Origin of the sequence: Streptomyces sp. SP18BB07 (assembly GCF_036322545.1) — a bacterium.
GTDB lineage: Bacteria > Actinomycetota > Actinomycetes > Streptomycetales > Streptomycetaceae > Streptomyces > Streptomyces deccanensis.
The window spans coordinates 299,786-323,357 of the sequence record NZ_JAQYWT010000319.1 but is presented as its reverse complement, the minus strand read 5'-3'; the positions used below and the strand labels follow the sequence as shown (position 1 = coordinate 323,357).

Below are 23,572 nucleotides of genomic sequence, written 5' to 3'. Positions count from 1 at the left end.
ACGGGCTTCGCCCGGTCAAGGCGCCTGGTTCTGCGGGCCCTTGAAAAAGCCTGTGGGGCGTGGGCCTGCTTGCCTTGGGTAACGTTGTCGGTGTGGTGCATCAGGACGAGCCGGAACCGCAGCAGCAGCACCGTACGACCACCGTCGATCAGGGCCGCTTCTGTGTGGCTCGCTGTACCTGCGGCTGGCGCGGGCCGGCCCGGCGGGCGCGGAGTCTGGCCCGGACGGACGCGGAGGGGCACGCGCTGAGCGGGGTGTAGCGGGGTGTGCGGTGGTGCTCGGGGCGGGAGCCCTACGCGTGGCGGAGAGTCGCCAGGAACTCGTCGACCAGGTCCCGGTCGCGGGGCTGGGTGAGCCGGTCACGGGCGGCGGCCGGGTCCAGCCAGATGATCCGGTCCACCGCGGCGCTGGGTGCGAACTGGCCGTCGGTCGTCTCGGCCGCCCAGTAACTCACCGTCTTGGCGCAGCCGTTGACGAAGTAGCGGGCCTTGGACAGCTGTGGCCCCGGCGCGCACCGGTGGCCGGTCTCCTCCTCGACCTCGCGCAGCGCGCCCGCGAGGCCGGGCAGGGCAAGGAAGCGGGAGCCCTTTCGCTCGTGCCGGACGGTGAGCCGACGGCGGCCGGAGAGTCAGGCGATCGACCGCCCGTTCTACCAGCGGTGGAACCGAGCCCGGAACGGCCGGTTCGAGCCGGGCGGCACCCCGTGATCCGGCTGGTGACCCCGCCCTTCCCGAGAGCGGGCCGAGGGCCGGAATCAAGCACCGACACGACCGGCAGAGTGAATAACACACATCTTGCACCTCGTTCGGTCTCCTACGCATATGTACTTTATTGGGCTATTGCTAGCTTTTGAATGGTTGATGACGGCTCATCATCATCGGCAGGATCCCGCCCCGACCGGAACTCACCATGAGGGCGGGGATGCCCTTGTGCCGGTGCGGCTGAGCTCAATGACGACAAGAAAGGCCAGTCTCATGACAGTCGTGGACACACCACCTCCGCCGCGAGGCAGACCCCGTATACACCGCCGCCTCAAGGCGCGTCTCGCAGTGGTGCCCGGAGTGGTGCTGCTGGCCATGGCCACTCTGGCCTGGAACACCACCGCGCAGGCAGCGGAACCCCCCGTTCCGCTGGGGACCGCCGAGAGCTACGCGATCCTGGCCGGTTCGACGATCACCAACACCGGCGACTCCGACATCATCGGCGACGTGGGACTCAGTCCGGGCACCTCCGTGACGGGGTTCCCGCCCGGAGAGATCTTCGGCGCCCTGAACATCGCCAACGGCGCGGCTGATCAGGCGAAGCTGGATCTGACCACGGCCTACAACAACGCGGCCGGCCGAAGCGGGACCTCCGTTGCGGTCGAACTCGGCGGACGGGTACTGGGGCCCGGCGTCTACTCGAACCCGACGTTGGGCATCACCGGAGAACTCACGCTCAATGCCCAGGGTGACCCCAACGCCGTCTTCATCTTCCAGACCACAGAGACGCTGATCACCGCTTCGAACAGCAGCGTCAGACTCATCAACGGTGCGCAGGCCTGCAACGTGTTCTGGAAGGTGGGCAGTTCCGCCACTCTCGGGACAAATTCAGACTTCGTGGGCACCATCATGGCCCTGGCATCCATCACGCTGAATACGGGCGCCGACGTCCAGGGCCGAGCACTTGCGCAGAACGCCGCGGTGACGCTGGACAACAACGACATCACGAGGCCGTTCTGCGTGACCGGGCCCGCCGGCCCCAGTGGTCCTCCTGGACCCACGGGACCTGCCGGCCCCAGCGGACCTGCCGGTCCCAGCGGACCTGCCGGTCCCACCGGGCCTCCCGGTCCCACCGGGCCTGAGGGCCCCCCGGGAGACACCGGTCCCACCGGGCCTCCCGGATCAGTCGGACCGACCGGGCCTGCCGGCCCCAGCGGTCCTGCCGGATCGGTCGGACCCACGGGACCTGCCGGACCGACCGGTCCTGTCGGGCCCACCGGGCCTGTCGGACCTGAGGGCCCCAAGGGAGACACCGGGCCTCAAGGTCCTGAAGGGCCGCAGGGTCCTGAGGGGCCGCAGGGTCCTGAGGGGCCGCAGGGTCCTGAGGGGCCGCAGGGTCCTGAGGGGCCGCAGGGTCCTGAGGGACCGGGCGGTGGCCACGACGGCCACGGGGACCACGGCGGTCACAAGCACCACTGCTCCAAGCACGAGGGTCCTCCCCCCTGGGAGGAGCACGGGAAGGACTGGCCGTGGAAGGCCAAGTCCAAGGCCAAGTCCCAGGCGAAGTGCGAGGACTGAGCGACACCACGGCCTCGTCTCCTTGAGGAGGCCTGCGAAATGAGCGAGGGGCGTCCTCTCCGGGGGGCGCCCCTCGGCTTTGAGCGTGGACGGCTCACCCGGCCGTCCGCCCCGGCCCTGGCCGGGGCGTCCCTCGCGCAACGCGGGAAGGACTCGCCGGAGCGCACCTTCACATGCGAGCCCGCTCTCTAGCGGTCCAACCCTGTCTTGTGCAGCGCTTCGAGGAGCGAGGACACCACGGTTCGGTCCCTCTCGTGCGTGAGCCGCTGTGTCGCGGCCTCAGGAGGCAGCCATAGGAGGTCGGAGACTTCGCTGTTCGGGGTGAATGTGCCGCGCGTCGCTTCGGCCGCCCAGTAGCGCACTTGCTTGGGGCGCCCCTGGTGGTCGGTGTAGTGGACGGTCGGGAGTTCCGGGCCGAGGGCGCATCGCATGCCGGTTTCCTCGAGTACTTCGCGGAGGGCGCCGTCGTGAGCTTCTTCGTCGCGCTTGAGCTTGCCCTTCGGCAGAGACCAGTCTGACCACTTCGGCCGGTAGACCAAGGCCAGCTCGATGCCCCCGCCGGAGGACGACCGGCGCCACAGGGCGCAGCCTGCGGCACGTACCAGTGGCGTGATGTCCATCACTACCTCGATCTCGTCATGCCTCTGACCTGCGGGTTCTTTCACCTTGATGGGCGGTGCCACGACTCGTCGTACTTGGGCCGGTGGACCAGGCAGATCTCCAGTTCCCCGCCCTCGGGGGAGTGACGCCACGAGACGCAGCCGGCCGCTCGGACGACGCCGTCGGTGTTCTCGGTCACGGTGTCCTGACCGCCTCCTTCTGCCAGCACTGCTGGAACGCGAACCGGGATGCCTCCACCTCGTGGCGCTGGTCGGCGTGGAGGACACCGAGGGCGTAGGCCGTGGCCGGGGCGATGCGCGGGGTGCGCGCGGCGGCCGCTGCCGCGGAGGCCGCCTCGCTGGCGTCGCGGTGACGGTTGAGGGCCTCGCCCGCCGTGAGGAGGCGTACGTCGACGGGGACGGCCTCGGGGTGCAGGACCTCCAGGGCGTAGCGGTGGAGGCGGAGCAGGAGCCGTACCTGGTGCCAAGGGGCGTCCTGGGGGTGGGGCGCGGTGTCCGGGGAGAGGCCGTGGATGAGGGCCTCGGCGTTGTAGGGGTGGCCCGCGGTGTGCAGGGGGAGGCCGGTGACCGCGTCGTGGAGGCGGTCGTGGGCGGCGGCGGCGAGGGGGCCCAGGTCCATGGCGGTGGCGGTGGGGGTGAGGGGGACCTCGCTGGCGAGGACGGCGACGCTGTCGGCGACGGCGTGGAAGCGGCTCGATCCGAGGGCCTGGAGGGCCGCCGAGTGGGCCCGGGTGCGGGCGAGGGTGAGCTGGCGGTCCAGCAGGGCGCCGGCTTTCGCGGCGCCGACCGTGAGGTTGCCCCGGTCCGGGCCGGCCGGGGGACGGGAACCCGGGCCGGTGGCGCCGGGTGCCGCCGCGCCCGCTCGTGCCGCGCCGGCCGCGCGACTGCCCGCAGCCGCGCCGATCGGAGCGGCACCGGCGTCGGAGCGGGCCGTCACCGCTGTCTGCGTCGGGAGGTTCGTCGCCCCCGACAGCCGGTTCAGGGCGCCGACCAGGCGGTCCAGGCGGGCCGCGTAGGCGTGTTCGCGGCCCAACGTGCCCGAGAGCCACGCCAGTTCGGGGCGGAGGGACTCCGACCAGTCGGCGTCCAGCAGGGGCCGGAAGGTGTGCAGCGTGCCGCTGATGCGGCGGGCCGAGCGGCGCAGGGCGAGCGCCGCGTCGGTGGACTCCTCGTTTCCGTTCGTCGTGCCCCCACCGGTTTCCCGGTGGGTGCGCAGCGCGCGGAGGAACTCCGTGGCCCGCTCCCGCAGATAGCCTGCGACGGCATCCGCGGGTGCGGTCGTGGGGTTCGTGGGGTCAAGGTGTCGCTGTGCCACGCCGGCGCCTCCGGGCGTCAATGAGCATCTCCTGGACGTTGCGCAGGGGTTGGCCGTCGGCGTCGGTGGAGTGCCGGATCCACTCGCCGTCGGGACCGAGGTGCCAGGAGGAGGTCGTGTCGGACATACCGGTCTCCAGCAGGCGGTTGAGTGCCGCCCGGTGGGCCGGGTCGGTGACCCGGAGCAGGGCCTCGATCCGGCGGTCGAGGTTGCGGTGCATCATGTCGGCGCTGCCGATCCACACCTCCGGCTCGCCGCCGTTGCCGAAGCCGAAGATCCGGGAGTGTTCGAGGAAGCGGCCGAGGACCGAGCGGACCCGGATGTTCTCCGACAGGCCCGGGACGCCGGGCCGTATGGCGCAGATGCCGCGCACCCACACGTCGACCGGCACACCGGCCTGCGAGGCCCGGTACAGGGAGTCGATGAGCGCCTCGTCCACGATGGAGTTGACCTTGATGCGGACGTGCGCGGGACGTCCGGCACGGTGGTGCTGGACCTCCTTGTTGACGCGGGCGATCAGCCCGTCGCGCAGGGACTTGGGCGCGACGAGGAGGCGGCGGTAGGTCTCGCGGCGCGAGTAGCCGGAGAGTCGGTTGAAGAGGTCGGAGAGGTCCGCGCCGACCTGCGGGTCCGACGTGAGCACGCCGAGGTCCTCGTAGAGCCGGGCCGTCTTCGGGTGGTAGTTGCCCGTGCCGACGTGGCTGTAGCGCCGGAGTGTGTCGCCCTCCTGACGGACCACCAGGGACAGCTTGCAGTGGGTCTTCAGACCCACCAGACCGTAGACGACGTGGCAGCCGGCCTCCTCCAGCTTGCGTGCCCACTTGATGTTGGCGTGTTCGTCGAAGCGCGCCTTGATCTCCACCAGGACGAGGACCTGCTTGCCGGCCTCGGCGGCGTCGATGAGCGCGTTGACTATGGGGGAGTCGCCGGACGTCCGGTACAGGGTCTGCTTGATCGCGAGGACGTCCGGGTCCTCGGCCGCCTGCTCCAGGAACGCCTGCACCGACGTCGAGAACGAGTCGTAGGGGTGGTGCAGCAGCACGTCCCGGCTGCGCAGGGCGGCGAAGATGTCCGGCGCGGACGCCGACTCGACCTCGGCGAGGTCGCGGTGGACGCCGGCGACGAACTTGCGGTACTTCAGCTCGGGCCGGTCCAGGGAGGCGATGCGGAAGAGGCCGGTGAGGTCCAGGGGCCCGGTCAGCGGGTAGACCTCGGACTCCTTGATCTTCAGTTCGCGCACCAGCAGGTCCAGGACCTCCTGGTTGATGTTCTCCTCGACCTCCAGGCGCACCGGCGGCCCGAAGCGGCGCCGCATGAGCTCCTTCTCCAGGGCCTGGAGGAGGTTCTCGGCGTCGTCCTCCTCGACCTCCAGGTCCTCGTTGCGGGTGACCCGGAAGGCGTGGTGCTCCAGCACCTCCATGCCCGGGAACAGCTCCTCCAGATGGGCACCGATCACGTCCTCCAGGGGGACGAACCGGCCCGGGGAGGCCTCCAGGAAGCGGGAGAGCAGCGGCGGGACCTTGACGCGGGCGAAGTGCGAGGTGCCGGTCACCGGGTTCTGGACGCGGACGGCCAGGTTCAGGGAGAGGCCCGAGATGTACGGGAAGGGGTGCGCCGGGTCGACGGCCAGCGGCGTGAGGACCGGGAAGATCTGGTGGCGGAAGAGCGTGAAGAGGCGGGCCTGCTCCTTCTCCTCCAGTTCGCTCCAGCGGACCAGGTGCACGCCCTCCTCGGCCAGCGCCGGGGCGACGTCCTCGTGGAAGCAGGCGGCGTGCCGGGCCATCAGCTCGCGGGAGCGGGCCCAGATCATCTCCAGCACCTCGCGGGGCTGCAGGCCGGAGGCGGACTTGGTGGCGACGCCGGTGGCGATGCGGCGCTTCAGGCCGGCCACGCGGACCATGAAGAACTCGTCGAGGTTGCTGGCGAAGATCGCCAGGAAGTTCGCTCGTTCGAGCAGGGGGGTGTTCGGGTCCTCGGCCAGTTCCAGGACGCGCTCGTTGAAGGCGAGCCAGCTGCGCTCCCGGTCGAGGAAGCGGCCCTGGGGCAGCCTTTCGCCGCCCTGCTCGTCCTCGTCGTACGCGTCGAGGTCGGCGTCGATGTCGGGTTCGAGGTCGGACACCACGGCGGACACCGTGTGGGGGCGGTGGCCGGTTATGGAGCCGATGGACGGCTGCGCGTGCTGGACCTGGGCTGCCTGGGCGTTGGACTGGCTCATGGAACCATTGTTCCGCGCCGCGAGCATCACAGGCGCGTCGGACAGGGCCGGTGGGAGGGCGGGGACGCGCGAGGAGGCGTTCGCCGCGGTGTTCTCGGCGATGTCCGCGTCGATGCGTGCCACGACGTCGACGACATCGGGGGTGGGGGGCGGGGCGACGGGCGCGGGCGTGCCGGGGTCGTCCCCCGTGCTGTTCCCGTTGCTTGGGCCGCTGCGTGGGGGAGGCGAGGGCTCGGGCACGACGGGGTTCATTGCGGAAGCGTCGCAAGGTCGTCTGAATCGCCGGTTACGGAGACCTTACGTGCGGGATAGCGGGGGGAGGACCGCCGGTTCCGCGGAGGCATGCGCGGGGCCCCGGCGTACGCCTGCTCGTGATCACGTGCCGTTCACCTGCCGTACGCCGTCGGCACGCCCCTCCCCCCGTAGGAGGGGCGTGCCCGCAGAGGGCCGTCCGTCAGCGGGTGCGGCGGCGCAGGAGCCAGAAGGCGGCGGCGGTGGCCAGGACCCCGACGGCGAGGACGATGCCGGTCGTCACGAGGTGCAGGGGCCAGAAGTGGGACGCCGGGTGCACCTCGGCGTAGAGATCGGTGAAGCCCTTTCCGCTCATGCACGTGGTGTAGTCGATGTCGGCATCGGCGTCGAAGCAGCTCAGGTCGTTGACGCGGGCGCCGGAGCTGGTGACGGCGCCCAGCTCCAGCTGGTCCGCCGTCATCGGCAGCCTGCTGGCGGCGGTGCCGCGGAGCGTCGTGGAGGGCCACAGCTCGTCGAACCGTTCGCCGAGCCAGAGGTGGAACGCGACCAGGAAGCCGAGGGCCACGGTGAGCGCGGGCAGCGCGCGCCTGAGGACGATGCCCGCCAGGGCGCCGACGGCCAACGCGCACAGGGCGTACGCCAGGACCGCCGGGCCGCGGTTCAGGAAGGGGTCGGTGTAGTACCACTCGTCGCCGCGCAGGTCCCGGTTCGTGGACCAGGCCCAGCGGTAGACCGGCACCAGGACGGCCATGCCGACGGTCAGTGCGGCGGCGGGCACCGCGAGCTTGACGGTGAGCCACCGGAGCGGGGTGACGGACTGGGTCCAGGCCAGTTGGGCCGTGCCCCGTTCCAGCTCACGGCCGGTCAGTGAGGCCCCTGCCCAGGCGGCCACGGCGTAGGAGGAGTAGGCGATCAAGGTGCCGATCGAGCTCATGGCCGAGGCGTAGTCGAAGGCGGATCCGAGGTCGATGCACCCGTTCTCCAGCTTCCGGCAGGCGGCCCGCTCCGCGCGTATCTCCGCGCCCGTGACGTACTGGAGCCAGAGCATCCACCCGACCATGAGCAGCACGTACGCGCTCCACACCAGCAGTGCCGGGCGGTGCACGCGCCACACGGTCCAGGTCAGGCCGCCGCGGGTGGTGGTGCCGACCGGGGGCGTGGTGGTGAGGGTCTCGGTGCTCATACGGTCCCTCCCGTACGGCGGCGCAGCAGCAGGAACGCGGCCCGGATCAGCAGGGTGGCGGCGGTCAGGACGATGGCCGTCTCGACGAGCTGGAGGGGCCAGAAGTGGGAGGAGGGGTGGAAGTCGGCGTAGTGGGCGGCGATGTCCGTGCGCCCGCAGGTGATCTCCTCGCAGCCCACGTCCGGGACGCGCTCGCCCGAGGTGGTGACGAGTCCGCGGTCGACCAGCTCGCCCGTCCAGTCGCGATCGGCGGACGGGGAGACGAGGGTCTCCACCGGCCACAGGTGGTGGCGCACAGTCCGCAGCGTGCCCATGACGACCGCGACGCCCGCGACCCCGGCGGCGAGCGCGGGCAGCGAACGGCGTAGCAGCAGGCCCGCGACGGCGCCGAGCGCCAGGGCGAGCAGGGCGTGGGCGGTGGCGACGGTGCCGTGGCCCAGGAAGGTGCTGTACGCGAACCAGTCCCGGGTCCCCAGCGCGTCCCGCAGCCGCTCCTCGCGCCACCACACCAGGCGGTTCAGCAGGGTCAGCAGGACCGTCCCGGAGACGATCACGGCGGCCGGGACCGCGAGTGTGGTGGCGAGCCAGCGGGCCGGGGTGACGGACTGGGTCCAGGCCAGCTTCGCGGTACCGCTCTCCAGCTCGCGGCCGATCAGGGAGCCGCCCGCCCAGGCGCCGATCAGGGCCGGGGCGATGGTGAGGATCGCGGAGCCCAGGTTGACGACCAGTCCGTAGCGGGAGTACGCGGAGCCTGTATCGCAGTAGTCGATCGGCTTGCAGCCGCTCCTGACGTAGTCGGTCCAGGCCGCGTCGAGCCCCGGTCCGGCGGCCCACAGCAGTCCTGCGGAGAGGAGGCCCACCAGCAGCCCCCAGAACCACAGGGCCGACTGGTGCACGCGGAACGTCGCCCGGATCAGCCCCCGGGCCGGGGTCATGGCCGGGGCGGGTGCGGGGTCCCCGGAGCGGGCGGTCCCGATGGTCTCCGTGATCGTGGTGCTCATACGGCCGCCCCCCGGGTCTCGGCCCCGTTGGTGTCGTCCGTCCCGTCGGTGTCGTTCGCGTCCGCTTCGACGTCGATCGTGAGCGCCGGGGCCTCCGGCGCCCGCAGATGGGCGAGGACCAGCTCCTCCAGCGTCGGCTCGGCGGTCTGCCGGTCGGCGCCGACGGGGCCCCGCGGGCGGATCAGTGCGGTGAGCTGACGTCCCGTCGTGCGGGACTCGACCACCGTGTGCGGGGCGAGGTCACCCACCGGGCCGGTGACCAGGGTGTGCGCGGCGAGGATCTCCTCCAGTGGGCCCGCGAGCCGGACGCGCCCGGCGCCCAGCAGGAACAAGTGGTCGCAGGAGCCCTCCAGTTCGGCCACCACGTGCGAGGACATGACAATCGTGGTGCCGTGCTCGGCGGAGTCCGCCAGCAGGGTGCCCATCAGCTGGTGCCGGGCGAGCGGGTCGAGGTCGGCCATCGGCTCGTCCAGGAGCAGCAGTTCGGGCCGCTTGCCGAGGGCGAGGGCGAGCGCGACCCGGGTGCGCTGGCCGCCGGAAAGGGAACGGATCTTCGCGTTCCGGTTCAGGTCGCCCTCGTCCACCACCCGCTCCGCGAAGGCCTGGTCCCAGCGCCCGGTGTTGAGCTCGCGGCCCAGCCGCAGGGTCTCGGCCACGGTCAGCTGGGGATACAGGGGCTTGTCCTGGGCGACGTAGGCGAGGCGCTCACGGGCCGCCGCCGGGGTCGTGCCCAGCACGCTGATCGTGCCCTCGGTGGGGGTGAGCAGACCGGCCGCCAGGGCCAGCAGCGTCGACTTGCCCGCGCCGTTCGGTCCGACGAGCGCGCACACCCGCCCCGCCGGCAGCCGCAGCGTGCACTCCCGCAACGCCCAGCCCCCGGCCCGCCAACCGAACTTCCTGCCGAGCGCGGCCGCCTCCATCGCGGTCTGCGTCATGCCTCGTCCCCCTGATCTCGCTTGTCCGTCGTGAAGTGCTCGTCCAGTACGGCCGTGAAGAGGGCCTCCACGTCGTCCCGTTCGAGCCCGGTCTCCCGGGCCCGTACGGCCCAGCCGTCCAACTCGGCCCGCAGCGCGGAGTCGACGGGCGTGGTGCCCAGTGACTTCCGTACGAACGTGCCGAGGCCGCGTCGGGCCTCGACCAGGCCTTCGCGCTCCAGCTCGCGGTAGGCCTTCAGCACCGTGTTCGGGTTGATCGCGGTGGCTTCCACGACCTCGCGGGCCGTGGGGAGCCTGTCGCCGGGTTCCAGCAGCCCCATCCGCAGGGCCTGTTTGGTCTGCTGGACGATCTGGACGTAGGTGGCGACACCGCTGCGCCGGTCGATGCGGTACTCGACCACTCGAACAACCACCCTTTCACTAATTGAGTAGTGAAAGGGTGGTGCAAGAGAGGGGGCGGTGTCAACAACACCGCCCCCTGCCTGTGGAGAACTCCGCGTCCGCGCGGCCGTGTCAGGTCTCGCTGCGGTACATCAGGTCCGTCTCGTACGTCACGAAGCCGAGCCGTTCGTACACGGTCACCGCCGCCTTGTTGTCCGCGTCGACGTAGAGCATCGCCGTGGGCAGGCCCTGGGCGGCGAGGTGGCGCAGGCCGATCGTGGTGAGGGCCTTGCCGAGGCCGCCGCCCTGTGCGCCGGGGCGTACGCCGACGACGTAGACCTCGCCGAGCTGTTCGGCGGCGTGCGCCTTCGTCCAGTGGAAGCCGATCAGTTCCTCTCCTCTGAAGGCCAGGAAGAAGCCCGTCGGGTCGAACCAGGGCTCGGCCTTGCGGTCGTCGAGGTCGCGCTGGGTGAGGGAGCCCTGTTCGGGGTGGTGGGCGAATGCCTCCGCGTTCGCGGCGAGCCAGGCCGCGTCGTCGGCGCCGGGGACGAAGGCGCGGACGGTGACGCCCTCGGGGAGCACCGGCTCCGGTGGGTCGAAATCGGCCAGGGAGCGGCGCATCTGGCGGAGTTCGCGGAAGAGGGTGAGGCCGAGGACCTGGGCGAGGTGGCGGGCGGCGGAGTGGCCGCCGTGCGCCCAGACCCGCAGCCGCTTGCCGGACTCGGCGAGCAGGGCGGAGCCCAGGGCGCGGCCGTGGCCGTGGCCCCGGTGGGAGGGGTGGACGACCAGCTCGGCGGCCGGGGCCTCGACGGGGTCGTTGTCCTCCAGTTGGGCGTAGCCGACCAGGGTGTCGCCGACGGTGAGGAGGAGGTGGGCCACGCCTTCGCGGGGGCCGCCGCGGAGTTGGAGGCGGCCCTGCTCGGACACCGCCTGCTGGCCGTCGACCGTGGCGGCCTCGTCGAGGAGGGCGAGGACGGCGGCCTTCTGGTCGGGGGTGAGTTCCAGGCGGGTTTCGATACTGCGGGTGGCTGCGCTGGCCCGGGCGGTGTCGTCGCTGGTCATGGGTTCGAGGTTAACCGGCCTGCTCCGCAGAGAGCGCGGAAGAGCTCGGCCGGTTCTGCGGTCTTGCGGCCGCGGGTTGTCTGTGGCTGGTCGCGCAGTTCCCCGCGCCCCTTTGGGGCGCTGTTCGTCCCCTTTCGCTAGGAGTCCTCCTCGATGGCAACCAGGTCGTAACCATGAACCCCCTGTCGCGCTACGCGCGTTGACTCTACGCTTCGGGCCGACGGGGCCGTTCTCACGTTTCCCTTACTTCTCTTACCTCTCACGAACCCAGGGGGGCACATGTCAGCCACACCCCAAGCGCAGCGCGGTAGAAGCCGTCGCAACCGGATCCTCGCCGCCGCTGCCGGGCTGGCGACCGTCGGGGCGCTGGCCGCCGCGCTCCCGGCGAGCGCCGGTGAGTCGAAGTCGGAGCCCGGCAAGGACAAGCCGGGCCGGTACCAGGACGTGCAGCTGCTGTCGTTCAACGACCTGCACGGCAACCTGGAGCCGCCGGCCGGTTCCTCGGGCCGGGTCACGCACGTCCACGAGGACGGCCACACCGAGACGATCAACGCCGGTGGTGTCGAGTACCTCGCCACGCACCTGCGCGAGGCCCGCCGCGCCGACGACTACACGATCACCGCCGCCGCCGGTGACATGGTCGGTGCCTCCCCGCTGATCTCGGGCCTGTTCCACGACGAGCCCACCATCGAGGCGCTGAACGGGCTCGACCTCGACGTGACCAGCGTCGGCAACCACGAGTTCGACGAGGGCGCCAAGGAACTGGCCCGCCTGCAGAAGGGCGGCTGCCACCCGACCGACGGCTGCTACGTCAAGGGCAAGAAGTTCAAGGGTGCCGACTTCCCGTACCTCGCGGCGAACGTCATCGACAACAAGACCAAGAAGCCGCTCCTGAAGCCCTACTGGGTGTGGAAGAAGAACGGCGTCAAGGTCGGCTTCATCGGTGTGACTCTGGAGGACACCCCGGGCGTCGTCTCCGCCGAGGGCGTCAAGGGCCTCACGTTCAAGGACGAGGTCAAGACGATCAACAAGTACGCCAAGGAGCTGGAGCGCCAGGGCGTCAAGTCGGTCGTCGCGCTGATCCACGAGGGTGGTCTCCCCGCCTCCCAGTCGTACAACTACGACTGCGACTCGCCCGGCGCCGGTGACGGCATCTCCGGCCCGATCGTCGACATCGCCAAGAACATCACGCCGAAGGTCGACGCCGTCGTCACCGGTCACACGCACGCCGCGTACGCCTGCACGATCAACGACCCGGCGGGCAAGCCGCGCATGGTCACCTCGGCCGCGTCCTTCGGCCGCCTCTACACCGACACGACGCTGACGTACGACCGCCGGACGGGCGACATCGCGCGTACGGCCGTGGACTCCGCGAACCACGTCGTCACCCGTGACGTCGAGAAGGCCGCCGACATGACGGCCCTCATCAGCAGGTGGAACACCCTCGCCGCGCCCATCGGCAACCGTGCCATCGGCCACATATCCGCCGACGTGCCCAACGCCGGCACCGAGTCCCCGATGGGTGACCTGATCGCCGACGCGCAGTACTGGTACGGCAAGGCGCTCGACCCCGAGGTCGATCTCGCGCTGATGAACCCGGGTGGTGTGCGCGCGCCGCTCACCTACGCGGCCAAGGGCACCGAGGGCGACGGCGTCGTCACCTACGCCGAGGGCTTCACCGTCCAGCCGTTCTCCAACACGGTCAACCTCCAGGACTTCACCGGGGCCCAGCTCATCCAGATCCTCAAGGAGCAGGTGAGCGGGACGAACACCGCCGTGCCGAAGGTGCTGCTGCCGTCGTCCGGTCTGACGTACACGCTCGACCTGACGAAGACCGGCGCGGACCGTGTGGTCGCCGACACCGTCAAGCTGAACGGTGCGGCCATCAACCCGACGGCCACGTACCGCGTCGCGACCAACAGCTTCCTCGCGGGTGGCGGCGACGGCTTCCCGACCCTGGGCCAGGGCACGAACGACCTGGTCGGCGCGGACGACCTGGCGGCCCTGGAGCAGTACCTGCTCGCCAACTCCTCGGCCACGAACCCGATCGCGCCGCCGACGGCCAACCGGATCACGATCATCAACAACTAGTCGGGCGACCGGATCGCCGAGGGCCGGTCGTTCGGCCTGGGTGGTTCAGTTCAGTTCCGTTCAGTTCAGTTCATGGCTGGTCGAGCGGTTCCCCGTGCCCCCTCCGGGCGCGGGGAACCGCTTTTTCATGTCCCGCGGTGCCTGGCCCAGGTGCTCAGATACCGGCTGAGGTGGGCGGACGCGTCCAGCATGGCGAGGCCTCGTACGGTCAGGCGGCGCCGCCAGTCGTCCAGCGCGGCGGAGAGGGCGTCGGTGCCGCCCGCCGTGCGGATCTGCCGGACCACGGTGGAGATGTGGTCCAGGGGATAGTCCCCACGGCGGAGGAGGTGGGCGAGGTCCGCGTCGCGGACGTCGGCCGGGCGGTAGAGGCGGTAGCCGGTGAGGGGGGCCCGCGCGGGGGTGAGGATGCCCGCGTCCTCCCAGTTGCGCAGGGTCGCCGGGGTGACGTCGAGCCGGTGGGCGAGTTCGCCGACGGTGAGGGGGGTGGGGTGGCTGCGGAGTTCGGTGCCCGTCATGGGCATGGGCTCCGCGCCCTCCGAAGCCGCCGTCAGGTGGTCCACCGCGTCGCGTACCGCGTCCAGGGTCTCCCGGTCGCGGAGCAACTGGGCGTGTCCCTGGTCGACGATCGACAGGGCGTCGTCGAGTGCGTCCGCGTGCACGGCCCGCATGATTCGGCCGGCGGCGGAGTGGCCGTACGCCGGGACGAGGGCGAGGAACGCGCGCAGGGCCGCCGCGTGCGTCTCGGTGTAGACCCGGTAGCCGCTGCGCGTCCGCTCGGCGGCCGGGAGGAACCCGTCGCGCTCGTAGTTGCGGACGGCCTGGGTCGACAGCCCGTGTTCACGGGCGAGGTCGGAAGGTCGCATGCTGATCACCGCTTTGAGACTTTACGGGATGCGATCCGACCGATCTGTGGCTTCCCGAAGGATGGAGGCCTCGCAGGTGCGTCCCAAGTATCAACCGTACTTTCAAGGATACGATTGAGGCTCATGAGTCAGGACATTCGAGATCTCGTGACCCCGTCGTGCGACCTTCTGGCCCTCGGTGAGCCGACCCATCTGGAACCGGCCTTCGGGCACGCCCGCAACGAACTCTTCATCCAGCTCGTCGAGGAGCGGGGCTTCCGTTCGATCGCGCTGGAGACCGACCGCATCCCCGCGCTCGCCCTGGACGACCACGTGCGGGACGGCGCGGGCGACTTCGACAAGGCGATGCGGGAGGGCATCGCGTTCGGCCGTGGTGAGCTGGCCCCCAACAGGGAGCTGATCACCTGGATGCGGGAGTACAACCGGACGCGCCCGCCGGAGGAACGCCTCGCCTTCCACGGCTTCGACGCCGAGATGGAGAACCTGAGCGCGCCGAGCCCGCGCCACTACCTCGAAGCCGCTCGCGCCTACCTGGCCCGCGACGAGGGTTTGGCTTCGCCCCTCGCCCTCGCCGCCGACCCCGCCGTCGACATCGCGAGCCTCGCCGGCCACGACGAACGGTGGAGCCGTACGGAGGCGGTGCTGGACGCGGCCTGCTCGGTCGGTGCCACACCGGAGGCCGAGGCGCTGCGCTGCCTCGCCGACGACATGCTCACCGAGTTCCACGCCCGCGCGCCGCGGTTGATCGCGGCGACCTCACGCGCCGCGTGGTACCGGGCGAAGGCCCACCTCATGGCGGCGATCGGTCTCCTGCGCTACCACCGGCAACTGGCGCGCCCCGCCGAGGAGCACGTCCGGATCTCTCGCATGCTCGCCACGCGGGACGCGCTGATGGTCGAGAACCTGCTCGACATCCGCGCCATCGAGGCCGACCGGGGGCCGACCCTGGTCTTCGGCCACAACCTCCACCTCCAGCGCGACCCCAGCCATATGCGCATGCGCGACCTGGACCTCGACTGGTACGGCGCGGGCGCGATCCTGGGCCCGCTGGTGGGGGAACGGTACGTCTTCGTCGCCAACTAGGTCCGTCCCTCGGCGACTTCGGCGGTGCCGCCGATGCGCTGCCCTCTGCTGACGGCGACGCGCAACACGTCCTCCAGGGACTCCACGGCCCGCGTCAGCGCGAACCGCACGGCACGCTCCCCGGCCGCCGCGTCCCCGAGTACGGCCTTGCTGCCGGCCAACACCTCCTCGGCCGAACCGAGTTGGGATGCCTCCACGCTGTCGGCCAGCAGGGAGAGAGCCCCGGGGTGCGCGGTGTCCGGGTCGAGATAGCAGGGCTTGCCGTCCGTGTTGGTCCACGGCAGCAGACGCAGACCGTCCATCATGCGGGGACCTCCGTACCGGGCATGGCGCAGGCGTAGAGCTCCTCGGGGCTGAGCACGTAGGGCCGTACGAGGTTGTCGTAGGACTCGAAGGGCCAGATGTCGTCGAGGGTCCTGGGCGGGGGTGGGGGAGGGGCGGGTTCCTGCGCTTCCTCCGCCTCGGGTGGCACGGGGCCGGGCGCGGCCCAGCGGAGCAGTGCCTCACAGAGCCGTACGACGAGTGCACGCATGCGGGTGCCTCCACTTTCGTCTCAGGGTTTTTTCAGGGTCGTCCTGACGAGCGGTGATTACCGTTCGTGCCCTGATCGTCACGGGTGCGCCGTACGTTGGGGAAGGGGGTTGCCGTTGTCTGGCGCCCCAGACAACGGCGAGGGGTGACATGGGCGAACTGGTTGACGCGGAGGGCGAGTCGGGGCGTGCTGTTCTTGGCCGGACGCTTCGGTTTCTGCGGGAGAAGGCGGGTAAGTCGCTGGGGCAACTGGCCGACGAGACGGGGTACGACAAGAGCTACTTGAGCCGTCTGGAGTCGGGCGAACGACTGTCGAAGGTGACGGTCATGGAGGACTTGGACGCGTACTACGAGGCCGGTGACCTGCTGGTGAGCCACTGGAGGGCGGCACGGCTCGACGCGTTCAAGGACCAGTACAAGCGGTTCATGGAGCTGGAGGCGACGGCCCGCATCATGCGGGTGTTCACGCCGGCGGTGCCGGGCCTTCTGCAAACGGAGGATTTCTGCCGTGAGGTGTTGTCTGGGGCCCAGACAACGGCCGACGGCGACGTCTGGGTCGAGGAGCAGGTCGCGGCCCGGCTGGGGCGCCAGTACCTGCTGAGGCGGAAGCCGGAGCCCAGCGTCCGCATCGTCATCGACGAGATCGCACTTCGGCGCACCGCGGCCACACCCGAGACCTGGCGCGACCAACTGGTTCACTTGGAGACTGCCGCGACGCGGCCCAACATCGTGCTCCAGGTGCTGCCGATCTCCGCAGGTGTTCATCACCATATGACCGGGTCGCTGACGCTGCTCTGGCAGGAAGATGGAAGCGCCGTCGCCTACAAAGAAGGCAACGGTTGCAGCCAGTTGGACGAGGATCCGAACGAGGTTCTGCGGCGCCGACTGTCCTACGATCGGCTCCGCGATATGGCACTGTCACCGACCGACTCGCTTGCGTTCATCAGGGCCGTACTGAAGGAGCAGACCCACCATGACGCACACCCCTGATCTCGGCACTGCTGTCTGGCGCAAGTCCAGCTACAGCGAAGGGGGCGCCAACGACTGCCTCGAAGTCACCGACGACCTCCCCGGCATAGTCCCCGTCCGGGACAGCAAGGTCCCGGACAGCCGCCCGCTCCTGTTCTCCGCCGGGGCGTGGTCCGCGTTCGTCAAGGGCGTCGCGGTCGGCTGAGCAACTTCGGGTGAATGCGGCCCGCTATCGGGCCGCCCGCGCCGTGGCGCGGCGGGTCGCGGCCACGCGCAAGGTGCTGCGTGAGCGCATGGGGTGCACGCTCACGGACGAGGAGTTCGACAACGGTCCGGACGTGCTCGCCAACATCTACGCGATGGCTGCGGAGAAGATGCACTCCGGCCGTGGGGCGACGCGCTCCGGCCAGGGGCACGCCGCGTGATCGTCCTCGACACCGACGCGGCGCTCGCGCTCGCTCACGGCCACAAGGCCCTGCACCACCTCGCGGACAACGTCGCGCACACCCCCGGTGACTGGTTGCACATCCCTTCCCTGTGCCTCATGCGGGCAGAGGAGAAGGACGAGGGCGTCGGGCGGGCGTTGCTCGCGCTGCCGGGCATCCAGGTGGACCCGCTCGGCCAGGCAGCCGCCGTCACGGTGGGCGGCATGGTGCGTGACGGCTGGGGCGGAGTGGATACCTGCCACGCCCTCTACGTCGCCACGCCGCACCTGGAGACGGGCGGCATGTCCATCATCCTGACAGGGCGCGAGGACGACTACCCGCCGGGCGTCCTCGCCATCGACATCGACTCCCCCGGCATGCTCGGCTTCCACTGACCCAGGGCGCCGCCCCGGCCCCCGCTCACGCACTCTCCGGAGGCGGAACCGCCGCCCCCGGCAACCGCACCGTCGCCAGGGTGCCGCCGCCGTCCGCTCGGGACAGGGTGACCTCGCCGCCCGCCTGCTGCACCGTGCGGGCCACGATCGACAGGCCCAGGCCCGAGCCCGGGAGTGAGCGGGCCGACGGGGAGCGCCAGAAGCGGTCGAAGACGTGGGGGAGTTCGTCGGCCGGGATACCGGGGCCGTGGTCGCGGACCGTGAGGACACCCGCGTCGAGGGAGACCTCGATCGTGCCGCCCTCGGGGCTGAACTTCACCGCGTTGTCGAGGATGTTGACGATGGCGCGCTCCAGCGCGGACGGCTCGGAGCGGACGTACCAGGGGTCCAGATCCGCCGTGATCGTCAGCTCGGGGCCGCGCAGGCGGGCCCGGCGAAGGGCCGCCTCTACCGTCTCCTGGAAGTCGACGACCTGGAGGTGCCGGTCGCCCTGGTGGCCCGCGTCCGAACGCGACAGTTCCTGCAAGTCGCCTATCAGCGAGGCCAGTTCGGTCATCTGGGCCTTCACCGAGGCGAGCAGGGCCTTGCGGTCCTCCGCCGGGATCGGGCGGCCCGTCTCCTCGCTGCGGGTGAGGAGTTCGATGTTGGTGCGGAGGGAGGTCAGGGGCGTACGGAGTTCGTGGCCCGCGTCCGCGATCAGCTGTTGCTGCAGGTCGCGGGAGCTCGCCAGCGCGCTCGTCATCGAGTTGAAGGAGCGGGAGAGACGGGCGACCTCGTCCTCGCTCTCCTCCTCCACGGGGATGCGGATGCTGAGGTCCTCGGTGCGCGCCACGTGCTCGACCGCTTCCGTCAGCTTGTCGACGGGGCGCAGGCCCGCACGGGCCACGGCGAGCCCGGCCGCGCCGGCGCCGACGACTCCGATGCCGGAGACGAGGAGCAGCAGCAGCGCCAACTCGTTGAGCGTGGACTGGGTGCCCTTAAGGGGGACGGCCACGACGTAGGCGGCGTTCTGCACCACGTACTGGCTGCCGCCTTCCTCGACGACGAGCGCCGTGGCCAGTACGCGCACCGAGTTGCCCTCGCTGTCGGTGCCGTTGCGGATCGTGCCGGACTTGATCTTGGGGTTCGCGGCCATCTCCTTGTCGCTGTCGGCGACGTTCACCACGCCCGTGGAGTTGGGGAAGACACACGTCGTGCCGTCCGTCCTCACCACCTGGGAGTAGCCCTTGTTCTTCGGCCCCCAGAACGACTGCGACGGCGCCTCGGGGCAGGGGGTGAGGACTTCGTCCTCCACCATCTCCTTGGGCAGCGCTCGGCTGACCATGGCCCTCAGGTCGTTGTTGACCTCCTCGTACAGCTTCCCCTGCACGATGAACCAGCACGTCACCGACACCGCCGCCACCGCGAAGGCCACCGCCGCCGCGACCAGCATCGACAGGCGGGCCCGGATCGGCAGGGACCGGTAGCGGCTCAGGAGTCTCTTCACTCCGCGCCGCCCTGTCGCAGGACGTACCCGACGCCCCGCACGGTGTGGACGAGCCGCGGCTCGCCGCCCGCCTCGGTCTTGCGGCGCAGGTACATGACGTACACGTCGAGGGAGTTGGAGGACGGCTCGAAGTCGAAGCCCCAGACGGCCTTCAGGATCTGCTCGCGCGTGAGCACCTGGCGCGGGTGCGCCATGAACATCTCCAGGAGCGTGAACTCCGTGCGCGTCAGCTCCACCGGGCGCCCGCCCCGCGTGACCTCGCGCGTCGCCAGATCCATCCGCAGGTCCGCGAAGGTGAGCGCCTCGTCCACCTCGGTGGTCGCGGCGACCGCCGCCGCGTAAGAGCTGCGGCGCATCAACGCGCGGACGCGGGCGAAGAGTTCGTCCAGCTCGAACGGCTTCACCAGGTAGTCGTCCGCGCCGGCGTCGAGGCCGGTGACGCGGTCGCCGACGGTGTCGCGGGCGGTGAGCATCAGGATCGGGGTGGTGTCGCCGGCCCCACGGATCCGGCGGGCGGCGGTCAGCCCGTCCATGCGCGGCATCTGCACGTCGAGGATCACCAGGTCCGGCCGGTACGCGGTCGCCTTCTCCAGCGCGTCGGCGCCGTCCACGGCCACCTCGGTGTCGTAGCCCTCGAAGGCGAGGCTGCGCTTGAGTGCGTCGCGCACCGCCGGCTCGTCGTCGACGATGAGGATGCGCTGGGGGTCGGGGGCGCGGGCGCCTTCGGCGGAGCTCATGTGGTCTTCGTTCCTCGGAAGCGGTGGAGTGCAGGGGCCGGGGCGCCGTGGGGGTTCTCGTGCGTTGCCTGGTGCGGGTCCGGTGGGGCTTCTCGCGCAGTTCCCCGCGCCCCTGATGGGGCGCGCGCGGTTTCGCCCTAGCCTTGCACGTCCCCTGGCCGCGCAGTAGGCCGTACCGGATCAGCCGCGAACCGTACGTCGGCGCGGGCGCGCGGCCGTGTTGCGACGGGCCGGGGCATGGGTGGCCGCCACCTCGGGGGCCCGCGTCACCGCCGGGTGAAGTTCGGCCGCCACCGCGAGGGCGAGGCCCAGCCCGGCCGGGTCGACGGCGGTGGCGACGGTGTGGGAGACCTGTGTGATCATGTCGAACTCCTTGGACTCAGCGGGACTGACGGGACGGAGGGGAAAAGACCTGGTCGGAAGGGAAAGACCTGGTCGGAGCGTCGGACCTCAGTCCGACCCGCCCGCCCGCAGCGTGCTCAGGTCGGCCTTGACCGTGTTGATCGGGATGGCGAAGCCGAGGCCGACGCTGCCGGCGCTGGAGGAGGTGGCGTCCGCGGCGGAGTACATCGCGGAGTTGATGCCGATGATGTTGCCGTTCATGTCGATGAGGGCGCCGCCGGAGTTGCCGGGGTTGAGGGAGGCGTCCGTCTGGAGCGCCTTGTACGTCGTCGTCGACGAACCCGTGTCGCCGTTGAACTGCCGGCCGCCGAACTCGAACGGCCACTGCCCGCCGCCACCGCCCTGCTGCCCCTGGCTCTCGTCCGTGGAGACCGTGACATCACGGTCGAGCGCGGAGACGATGCCGCTGGTCACGGTGCCGGTCAGCCCCTCGGGGGAGCCGATCGCCACGACCTGGTCGCCGACCTTGACGCCGGCGGAGTCGCCGAGCGTGGCGGCCTTCAGCCCGGAGGCGTCCCGGAGCTTGATGAGGGCGAGATCCTTCTTGCTGTCCGTGCCGACGACCTCGGCCGTGTAGGACTTGCCGTCGCTGGTCGTCACCTTGATCTGGGAGGCGCCGGAGATCACGTGATTGTTGGTGATGATCTCACCGGTGCTGGTGATGATCACACCGGAACCGGTGGACTCACCCGCGTTCGAGGTGGCGTTGATCTCCACGATGCTCGGGCTGACCGCCGTGGCGACCCCGGAGACCGTGCCCTTCTGGCTGGTCGGCACCACGCTGGTGCTGGTGGAACTGGAGGTCACGTTGTTCGTGCCGGTCAGCTCCTGGATGCCGTACGCCGTACCGCCGCCGATCGCCGCCGCGACGAACGCCACGGCCGCGAGCAGCGCGATCGGCCCCCGGGTACGCCTTCTCGGGGCGGGCGCCGACCCGGACTCCGGGGTACCGGCGGAGGAGACCGGCTCGGTGAGGAGCGCGGTGGGAGCGGCCTGCGCCGAGGCCGCCGTCGCCGGGTCGTACGCCGGCGGGGGCGGCCACTCCGGGTTCACCGGAGTGGAGGCCTGCTGCTGCTGGAGGTACGCGGGCTGCTGCTGGGTCTCGCCCTCGGCGTACCCGGAGTGCTGCTGCTGCCCCTGGTAGGGGTTCTCGTACTCGCCGCTGCGGCGGAAGCTCTCGGTCATGACTCAGAGCCTGCCGCCCGACCATGAGACCTTCCTGAGTGCTCCCTGAGAACCCCACCAGAACCTCGTTCGCCCCATATAAAGGCGGGCTGTCGTGCCCGCACGGGAAACAGAGGGTGGCCGGGCGGTGATGCCACGGAACGCGGCATCCGAATACTTGTCTGACCCCGGTGGATGCCGTGTCCGGTGGGGCCACCGGGGCCTACGATCACCCAGCCGGAGGGGGGCTCCGCGATACGACCCGAGGCCGGGACAACCGGTGACGGGGCGGTCGGCGTCGTACGCCCTGCTCGGGCGCCCACGACACCCACGCACCCCAGGAGCCCTGAGTGATACGTGCCTTCAAGGCACTGCCCGCCGCCACGCTCGCGCTCGCGCTGAGCGGCGCCGGCGTCCTCGCGGCACAGCCCGCGACGGCGGCCGACGAGCCGGCGCACCCCACGGTCACCCTCGACCAGCCCGCCGCACCCACCACCTCCGCCAAGGAACTCCGCCAACGCGTCATCAAGGCGGCGGAGGACCAGGCGGCACCGTCCTCGGACGAGCCCGGGACAGTCGGCGACGCCTCCTCGACGCCCTCGGCACCCTCCTCGCCTTCCTCCCAGTCCCCGTTCATCATCGGCGGCAGCGAGACGACGATCTCCGCCGCTCCCTGGATGGTCCAGCTCGCGTACTACGACGCGACCACCGACGAGGGCTCCTTCTGCGGCGGCACCCTGGTCGCCCCCAACAAGGTCCTCACAGCCGCCCACTGCGTCGACGGTCTCGACTGGACGGCCAACGGGGCGGTCCTCGCCGGTACGACCGACCTGTACGACGACACGACGGGCACGGTCGCGGGCGTCCTGCGCGCCTGGCAGCACCCCAGTTACGACGAGGACACCATCAGGAACGATGTCGCCGTCCTCACCCTGGACCGCCCACTGGAGCAGAAGACACTGCGCCTGGCCGCGTCCGACGACAGCGCGCTCTACGCCGCCGGCACGAACGGCACGGTGTACGGCTGGGGCCTCACCTCCGGCGGCGAGGACGCCCAGCTCTCCGCGAAGCTGAAGAAGGCGACGCTGCCGCTGGTCAAGGACGCGACCTGCGACAGCGCCATGAAGTCGGTGCTCGGCACGGACTACTTCGCCGAGGGCTCCATGGTCTGCGCGGGCACCCCGGCCTCCGGCGGCGACGCGGGCACCACGAGCACCTGCAACGGTGACTCCGGCGGCCCCCTGGTCGTCGGCGGCAAGGTCGTCGGCATCGTCTCGTGGGGCGTCTCCGGCTGCACCGCCAAGGGCGCCTACCCGGTCTTCACCAAGGTCTCCTCGTACGCCTGGGCCGCCCAGCCCCGGATCAACGACACCGACCTGACGTACGACGGCCGCGCCGACCTTCTCGCCCGCACCCCCTCCGGGGGCCTGTTCCAGCAGAACAGCAAGGGCACGTCGCTCACCACGCGCGCCTACCAGGGCAACGGCTGGCAGAACGCGAGCTGGGGCATGCAGGCCGACCTGGACCGGGACTTCTACCAGGACCTGATCATCCGGGACAAGAACGACGGCAAGCTGTACCGCAGCTACATGAACCACTCCACCTGGGAGTGGACCTGGGCGCAGATCAGCTCGGTCTGGGGCGGCTACAAGTCGTACGCGATCCCCGGTGACCTGACCGGCGACGCGCTCCCCGACCTCGTCGCCCTCGACGCCGGCGGCTCGGTCTACCTCTACCCCGGCAAGGGCAACGGCCAGTTCAACGCCAAGATCCGGGTGGTCAGCAAGGCCTGGAAGGGCGCCAAGCTCCTCGGCCGCGGAGACCTGTCCGGCGACGGCAAGGCCGACCTCCTGGTCCGCTTCTCCGACGGCACGCTCTCCCTCTACCGGGGCACCGGCAAGGCCTCGACCCCCTGGTCCCCCCAGATCAAGGCCCGCACCGGCTGGAAGTTCACGGCGTACGTGACCAACGGCGACGTCACCGGCGACGGAGTCGCGGACGTCCTCGCCCGCGACTCGGGCGGCACCCTCTGGCTGTACCCCGGCACCAACAAGGCCTCGACGTCCCTGTTCGGCAGCCGCGTCAGCCTGGGCACGGGCTTCAACCAGTACAACGCGTTGTTCTAACGGCACCTGTCGTAAGCCGAGGCCCGCGCCGACCTTTGGGGGCGCGGGCCTCGCCTT

At 70.8% G+C, this 23,572-nt stretch carries 26 protein-coding genes; 9 read left to right on the top strand and 17 right to left on the bottom strand.

The window, feature by feature from the left end:
* The first annotated feature begins 92 nt into the window (after positions 1–92).
* The gene (locus tag PUR53_RS23630) at positions 93–260 is read left to right on the top strand and encodes a hypothetical protein (protein WP_329900113.1); all 168 of its coding nucleotides are present in this window, start codon (positions 93–95) and stop codon (positions 258–260) included.
* 32 nt (positions 261–292) lie between these two features.
* On the opposite strand, the gene PUR53_RS23625 is transcribed toward PUR53_RS23630, so the two are convergent.
* On the bottom strand, positions 293–496 hold the full coding sequence (locus PUR53_RS23625) for a hypothetical protein (protein ID WP_443080351.1): 204 nt from the start codon (positions 494–496) through the stop codon (positions 293–295).
* Between the two features lie 325 nt (positions 497–821).
* Between PUR53_RS23625 and PUR53_RS23620 the strand changes: the two genes are divergently transcribed.
* Complete coding sequence (locus tag PUR53_RS23620) at positions 822–2,279, top strand: ice-binding family protein (protein ID WP_329909593.1); 1,458 nt, start codon at positions 822–824, stop codon at positions 2,277–2,279.
* Positions 2,280–2,467: 188 nt separating this feature from the next.
* On the opposite strand, the gene PUR53_RS23615 is transcribed toward PUR53_RS23620, so the two are convergent.
* The 9 genes from PUR53_RS23615 to mshD all read right to left on the bottom strand — a co-directional run bounded on the left by PUR53_RS23615 (position 2,468) and on the right by mshD (position 11,243).
* A complete protein-coding gene (locus PUR53_RS23615; protein WP_329909592.1) occupies positions 2,468–2,899 on the bottom strand; it encodes an NUDIX hydrolase in 432 nt (143 codons plus the stop codon).
* Between the two features lie 41 nt (positions 2,900–2,940).
* The gene (locus PUR53_RS23610; RefSeq protein WP_329909565.1) at positions 2,941–3,078 is read right to left on the bottom strand and encodes a hypothetical protein; all 138 of its coding nucleotides are present in this window, start codon (positions 3,076–3,078) and stop codon (positions 2,941–2,943) included.
* Positions 3,075–4,214: a CHAD domain-containing protein gene (locus PUR53_RS23605; protein ID WP_329909563.1), complete on the bottom strand. Its 1,140-nt coding sequence runs from the start codon at positions 4,212–4,214 to the stop codon at positions 3,075–3,077. Before PUR53_RS23605 ends, PUR53_RS23610 begins: the two co-directional genes overlap by 4 nt.
* Positions 4,195–6,429 carry an RNA degradosome polyphosphate kinase gene (locus PUR53_RS23600; RefSeq protein ID WP_329900109.1) on the bottom strand — a complete coding sequence of 745 codons (2,235 nt, stop codon included), beginning with the start codon at positions 6,427–6,429 and terminating at the stop codon, positions 4,195–4,197. The genes PUR53_RS23605 and PUR53_RS23600 overlap by 20 nt, the downstream gene beginning before the upstream one ends.
* A gap of 454 nt (positions 6,430–6,883) precedes the next feature.
* A complete protein-coding gene (locus PUR53_RS23595; RefSeq protein WP_329909562.1) occupies positions 6,884–7,864 on the bottom strand; it encodes an ABC transporter permease in 981 nt (326 codons plus the stop codon).
* Positions 7,861–8,865 (bottom strand): ABC transporter permease, encoded by a 1,005-nt coding sequence (locus PUR53_RS23590; protein WP_329909561.1) that lies wholly within the window; start codon positions 8,863–8,865, stop codon positions 7,861–7,863. Before PUR53_RS23590 ends, PUR53_RS23595 begins: the two co-directional genes overlap by 4 nt.
* The gene (locus PUR53_RS23585; RefSeq protein WP_329909560.1) at positions 8,862–9,800 is read right to left on the bottom strand and encodes an ABC transporter ATP-binding protein; all 939 of its coding nucleotides are present in this window, start codon (positions 9,798–9,800) and stop codon (positions 8,862–8,864) included. Before PUR53_RS23585 ends, PUR53_RS23590 begins: the two co-directional genes overlap by 4 nt.
* Entirely contained in the window at positions 9,797–10,201 is a 405-nt protein-coding gene (locus tag PUR53_RS23580) for a GntR family transcriptional regulator (RefSeq protein ID WP_329900065.1), read from the bottom strand. Before PUR53_RS23580 ends, PUR53_RS23585 begins: the two co-directional genes overlap by 4 nt.
* A gap of 112 nt (positions 10,202–10,313) precedes the next feature.
* On the bottom strand, positions 10,314–11,243 hold the full coding sequence (gene mshD, locus PUR53_RS23575; RefSeq protein WP_329900064.1) for a mycothiol synthase: 930 nt from the start codon (positions 11,241–11,243) through the stop codon (positions 10,314–10,316).
* A 279-nt stretch (positions 11,244–11,522) separates the two neighbouring features.
* On the opposite strand from mshD, the gene PUR53_RS23570 reads away from it, so the two are divergent.
* The gene (locus PUR53_RS23570; protein WP_329909559.1) at positions 11,523–13,334 is read left to right on the top strand and encodes a bifunctional metallophosphatase/5'-nucleotidase; all 1,812 of its coding nucleotides are present in this window, start codon (positions 11,523–11,525) and stop codon (positions 13,332–13,334) included.
* 125 nt (positions 13,335–13,459) lie between these two features.
* Here PUR53_RS23570 and PUR53_RS23565 read toward each other — a convergent pair whose 3' ends face one another.
* A complete protein-coding gene (locus PUR53_RS23565; RefSeq protein WP_329909558.1) occupies positions 13,460–14,197 on the bottom strand; it encodes a TioE family transcriptional regulator in 738 nt (245 codons plus the stop codon).
* Positions 14,198–14,320: 123 nt separating this feature from the next.
* On the opposite strand from PUR53_RS23565, the gene PUR53_RS23560 reads away from it, so the two are divergent.
* On the top strand, positions 14,321–15,280 hold the full coding sequence (locus tag PUR53_RS23560; protein WP_329909557.1) for an erythromycin esterase family protein: 960 nt from the start codon (positions 14,321–14,323) through the stop codon (positions 15,278–15,280).
* Here PUR53_RS23560 and PUR53_RS23555 read toward each other — a convergent pair.
* Both PUR53_RS23555 and PUR53_RS23550 read right to left on the bottom strand, forming a co-directional pair.
* The gene (locus tag PUR53_RS23555) at positions 15,277–15,585 is read right to left on the bottom strand and encodes a hypothetical protein (protein WP_329909556.1); all 309 of its coding nucleotides are present in this window, start codon (positions 15,583–15,585) and stop codon (positions 15,277–15,279) included. The two genes, PUR53_RS23560 and PUR53_RS23555, sit on opposite strands and share 4 nt — an antisense overlap.
* Positions 15,582–15,812, bottom strand: a complete 231-nt coding sequence (locus PUR53_RS23550; RefSeq protein ID WP_329900059.1) for a hypothetical protein — start codon at positions 15,810–15,812, stop codon at positions 15,582–15,584. Before PUR53_RS23550 ends, PUR53_RS23555 begins: the two co-directional genes overlap by 4 nt.
* A gap of 149 nt (positions 15,813–15,961) precedes the next feature.
* Here PUR53_RS23550 and PUR53_RS23545 point away from each other — a divergent pair, with 149 nt between their 5' ends.
* The 4 genes from PUR53_RS23545 to PUR53_RS23530 are packed head-to-tail and all read left to right on the top strand — an operon-like array spanning position 15,962 to position 17,600.
* Positions 15,962–16,801 (top strand): helix-turn-helix domain-containing protein, encoded by an 840-nt coding sequence (locus PUR53_RS23545; protein WP_239755606.1) that lies wholly within the window; start codon positions 15,962–15,964, stop codon positions 16,799–16,801.
* A complete protein-coding gene (locus PUR53_RS23540) occupies positions 16,785–16,985 on the top strand; it encodes a DUF397 domain-containing protein (protein ID WP_329909554.1) in 201 nt (66 codons plus the stop codon). The genes PUR53_RS23545 and PUR53_RS23540 overlap by 17 nt, the downstream gene beginning before the upstream one ends.
* A gap of 10 nt (positions 16,986–16,995) precedes the next feature.
* Positions 16,996–17,205 carry a hypothetical protein gene (locus PUR53_RS23535; protein ID WP_329900056.1) on the top strand — a complete coding sequence of 70 codons (210 nt, stop codon included), beginning with the start codon at positions 16,996–16,998 and terminating at the stop codon, positions 17,203–17,205.
* The gene (locus tag PUR53_RS23530) at positions 17,202–17,600 is read left to right on the top strand and encodes a hypothetical protein (protein ID WP_329909553.1); all 399 of its coding nucleotides are present in this window, start codon (positions 17,202–17,204) and stop codon (positions 17,598–17,600) included. Before PUR53_RS23535 ends, PUR53_RS23530 begins: the two co-directional genes overlap by 4 nt.
* Positions 17,601–17,625: 25 nt before the next feature.
* Here the strand turns inward: PUR53_RS23530 and PUR53_RS23525 are convergent, their stop codons facing one another.
* The 4 genes from PUR53_RS23525 to PUR53_RS23510 all read right to left on the bottom strand — a co-directional run bounded on the left by PUR53_RS23525 (position 17,626) and on the right by PUR53_RS23510 (position 21,410).
* On the bottom strand, positions 17,626–19,032 hold the full coding sequence (locus tag PUR53_RS23525; RefSeq protein WP_443078249.1) for a sensor histidine kinase: 1,407 nt from the start codon (positions 19,030–19,032) through the stop codon (positions 17,626–17,628).
* 50 nt (positions 19,033–19,082) lie between these two features.
* Positions 19,083–19,823, bottom strand: a complete 741-nt coding sequence (locus PUR53_RS23520) for a response regulator transcription factor (RefSeq protein WP_329900053.1) — start codon at positions 19,821–19,823, stop codon at positions 19,083–19,085.
* Positions 19,824–20,003: 180 nt separating this feature from the next.
* A complete protein-coding gene (locus PUR53_RS23515) occupies positions 20,004–20,186 on the bottom strand; it encodes a hypothetical protein (protein ID WP_045555929.1) in 183 nt (60 codons plus the stop codon).
* Between the two features lie 87 nt (positions 20,187–20,273).
* Positions 20,274–21,410: a S1C family serine protease gene (locus PUR53_RS23510; protein WP_329909552.1), complete on the bottom strand. Its 1,137-nt coding sequence runs from the start codon at positions 21,408–21,410 to the stop codon at positions 20,274–20,276.
* Positions 21,411–21,739: 329 nt separating this feature from the next.
* On the opposite strand from PUR53_RS23510, the gene PUR53_RS23505 reads away from it, so the two are divergent.
* Positions 21,740–23,515, top strand: a complete 1,776-nt coding sequence (locus PUR53_RS23505) for a trypsin-like serine protease (protein WP_329909551.1) — start codon at positions 21,740–21,742, stop codon at positions 23,513–23,515.
* Positions 23,516–23,572 lie beyond the last annotated feature (57 nt).

Bases quoted from the DNA above. Each gene is read 5' to 3' on its own strand.
- PUR53_RS23615 (WP_329909592.1), bottom strand. From the start codon at position 2,899: ATGGACATCACGCCACTGGTACGTGCCGCAGGCTGCGCCCTGTGGCGC.
- PUR53_RS23590 (WP_329909561.1), bottom strand. From the start codon at position 8,865: ATGAGCACCACGATCACGGAGACCATCGGGACCGCCCGCTCCGGGGAC.
- PUR53_RS23560 (WP_329909557.1), top strand. From the start codon at position 14,321: ATGAGTCAGGACATTCGAGATCTCGTGACCCCGTCGTGCGACCTTCTG.
- PUR53_RS23555 (WP_329909556.1), bottom strand. From the start codon at position 15,585: ATGATGGACGGTCTGCGTCTGCTGCCGTGGACCAACACGGACGGCAAG.
- PUR53_RS23595 (WP_329909562.1), bottom strand. From the start codon at position 7,864: ATGAGCACCGAGACCCTCACCACCACGCCCCCGGTCGGCACCACCACC.
- mshD (WP_329900064.1), bottom strand. From the start codon at position 11,243: ATGACCAGCGACGACACCGCCCGGGCCAGCGCAGCCACCCGCAGTATC.
- PUR53_RS23540 (WP_329909554.1), top strand. From the start codon at position 16,785: ATGACGCACACCCCTGATCTCGGCACTGCTGTCTGGCGCAAGTCCAGC.
- PUR53_RS23620 (WP_329909593.1), top strand. From the start codon at position 822: ATGTACTTTATTGGGCTATTGCTAGCTTTTGAATGGTTGATGACGGCT.
- PUR53_RS23570 (WP_329909559.1), top strand. From the start codon at position 11,523: ATGTCAGCCACACCCCAAGCGCAGCGCGGTAGAAGCCGTCGCAACCGG.
- PUR53_RS23550 (WP_329900059.1), bottom strand. From the start codon at position 15,812: ATGCGTGCACTCGTCGTACGGCTCTGTGAGGCACTGCTCCGCTGGGCC.
- PUR53_RS23565 (WP_329909558.1), bottom strand. From the start codon at position 14,197: ATGCGACCTTCCGACCTCGCCCGTGAACACGGGCTGTCGACCCAGGCC.
- PUR53_RS23585 (WP_329909560.1), bottom strand. From the start codon at position 9,800: ATGACGCAGACCGCGATGGAGGCGGCCGCGCTCGGCAGGAAGTTCGGT.
- PUR53_RS23515 (WP_045555929.1), bottom strand. From the start codon at position 20,186: ATGATCACACAGGTCTCCCACACCGTCGCCACCGCCGTCGACCCGGCC.
- PUR53_RS23545 (WP_239755606.1), top strand. From the start codon at position 15,962: ATGGGCGAACTGGTTGACGCGGAGGGCGAGTCGGGGCGTGCTGTTCTT.
- PUR53_RS23600 (WP_329900109.1), bottom strand. From the start codon at position 6,429: ATGAGCCAGTCCAACGCCCAGGCAGCCCAGGTCCAGCACGCGCAGCCG.
- PUR53_RS23510 (WP_329909552.1), bottom strand. From the start codon at position 21,410: ATGACCGAGAGCTTCCGCCGCAGCGGCGAGTACGAGAACCCCTACCAG.
- PUR53_RS23520 (WP_329900053.1), bottom strand. From the start codon at position 19,823: ATGAGCTCCGCCGAAGGCGCCCGCGCCCCCGACCCCCAGCGCATCCTC.
- PUR53_RS23525 (WP_443078249.1), bottom strand. From the start codon at position 19,032: ATGCTGGTCGCGGCGGCGGTGGCCTTCGCGGTGGCGGCGGTGTCGGTG.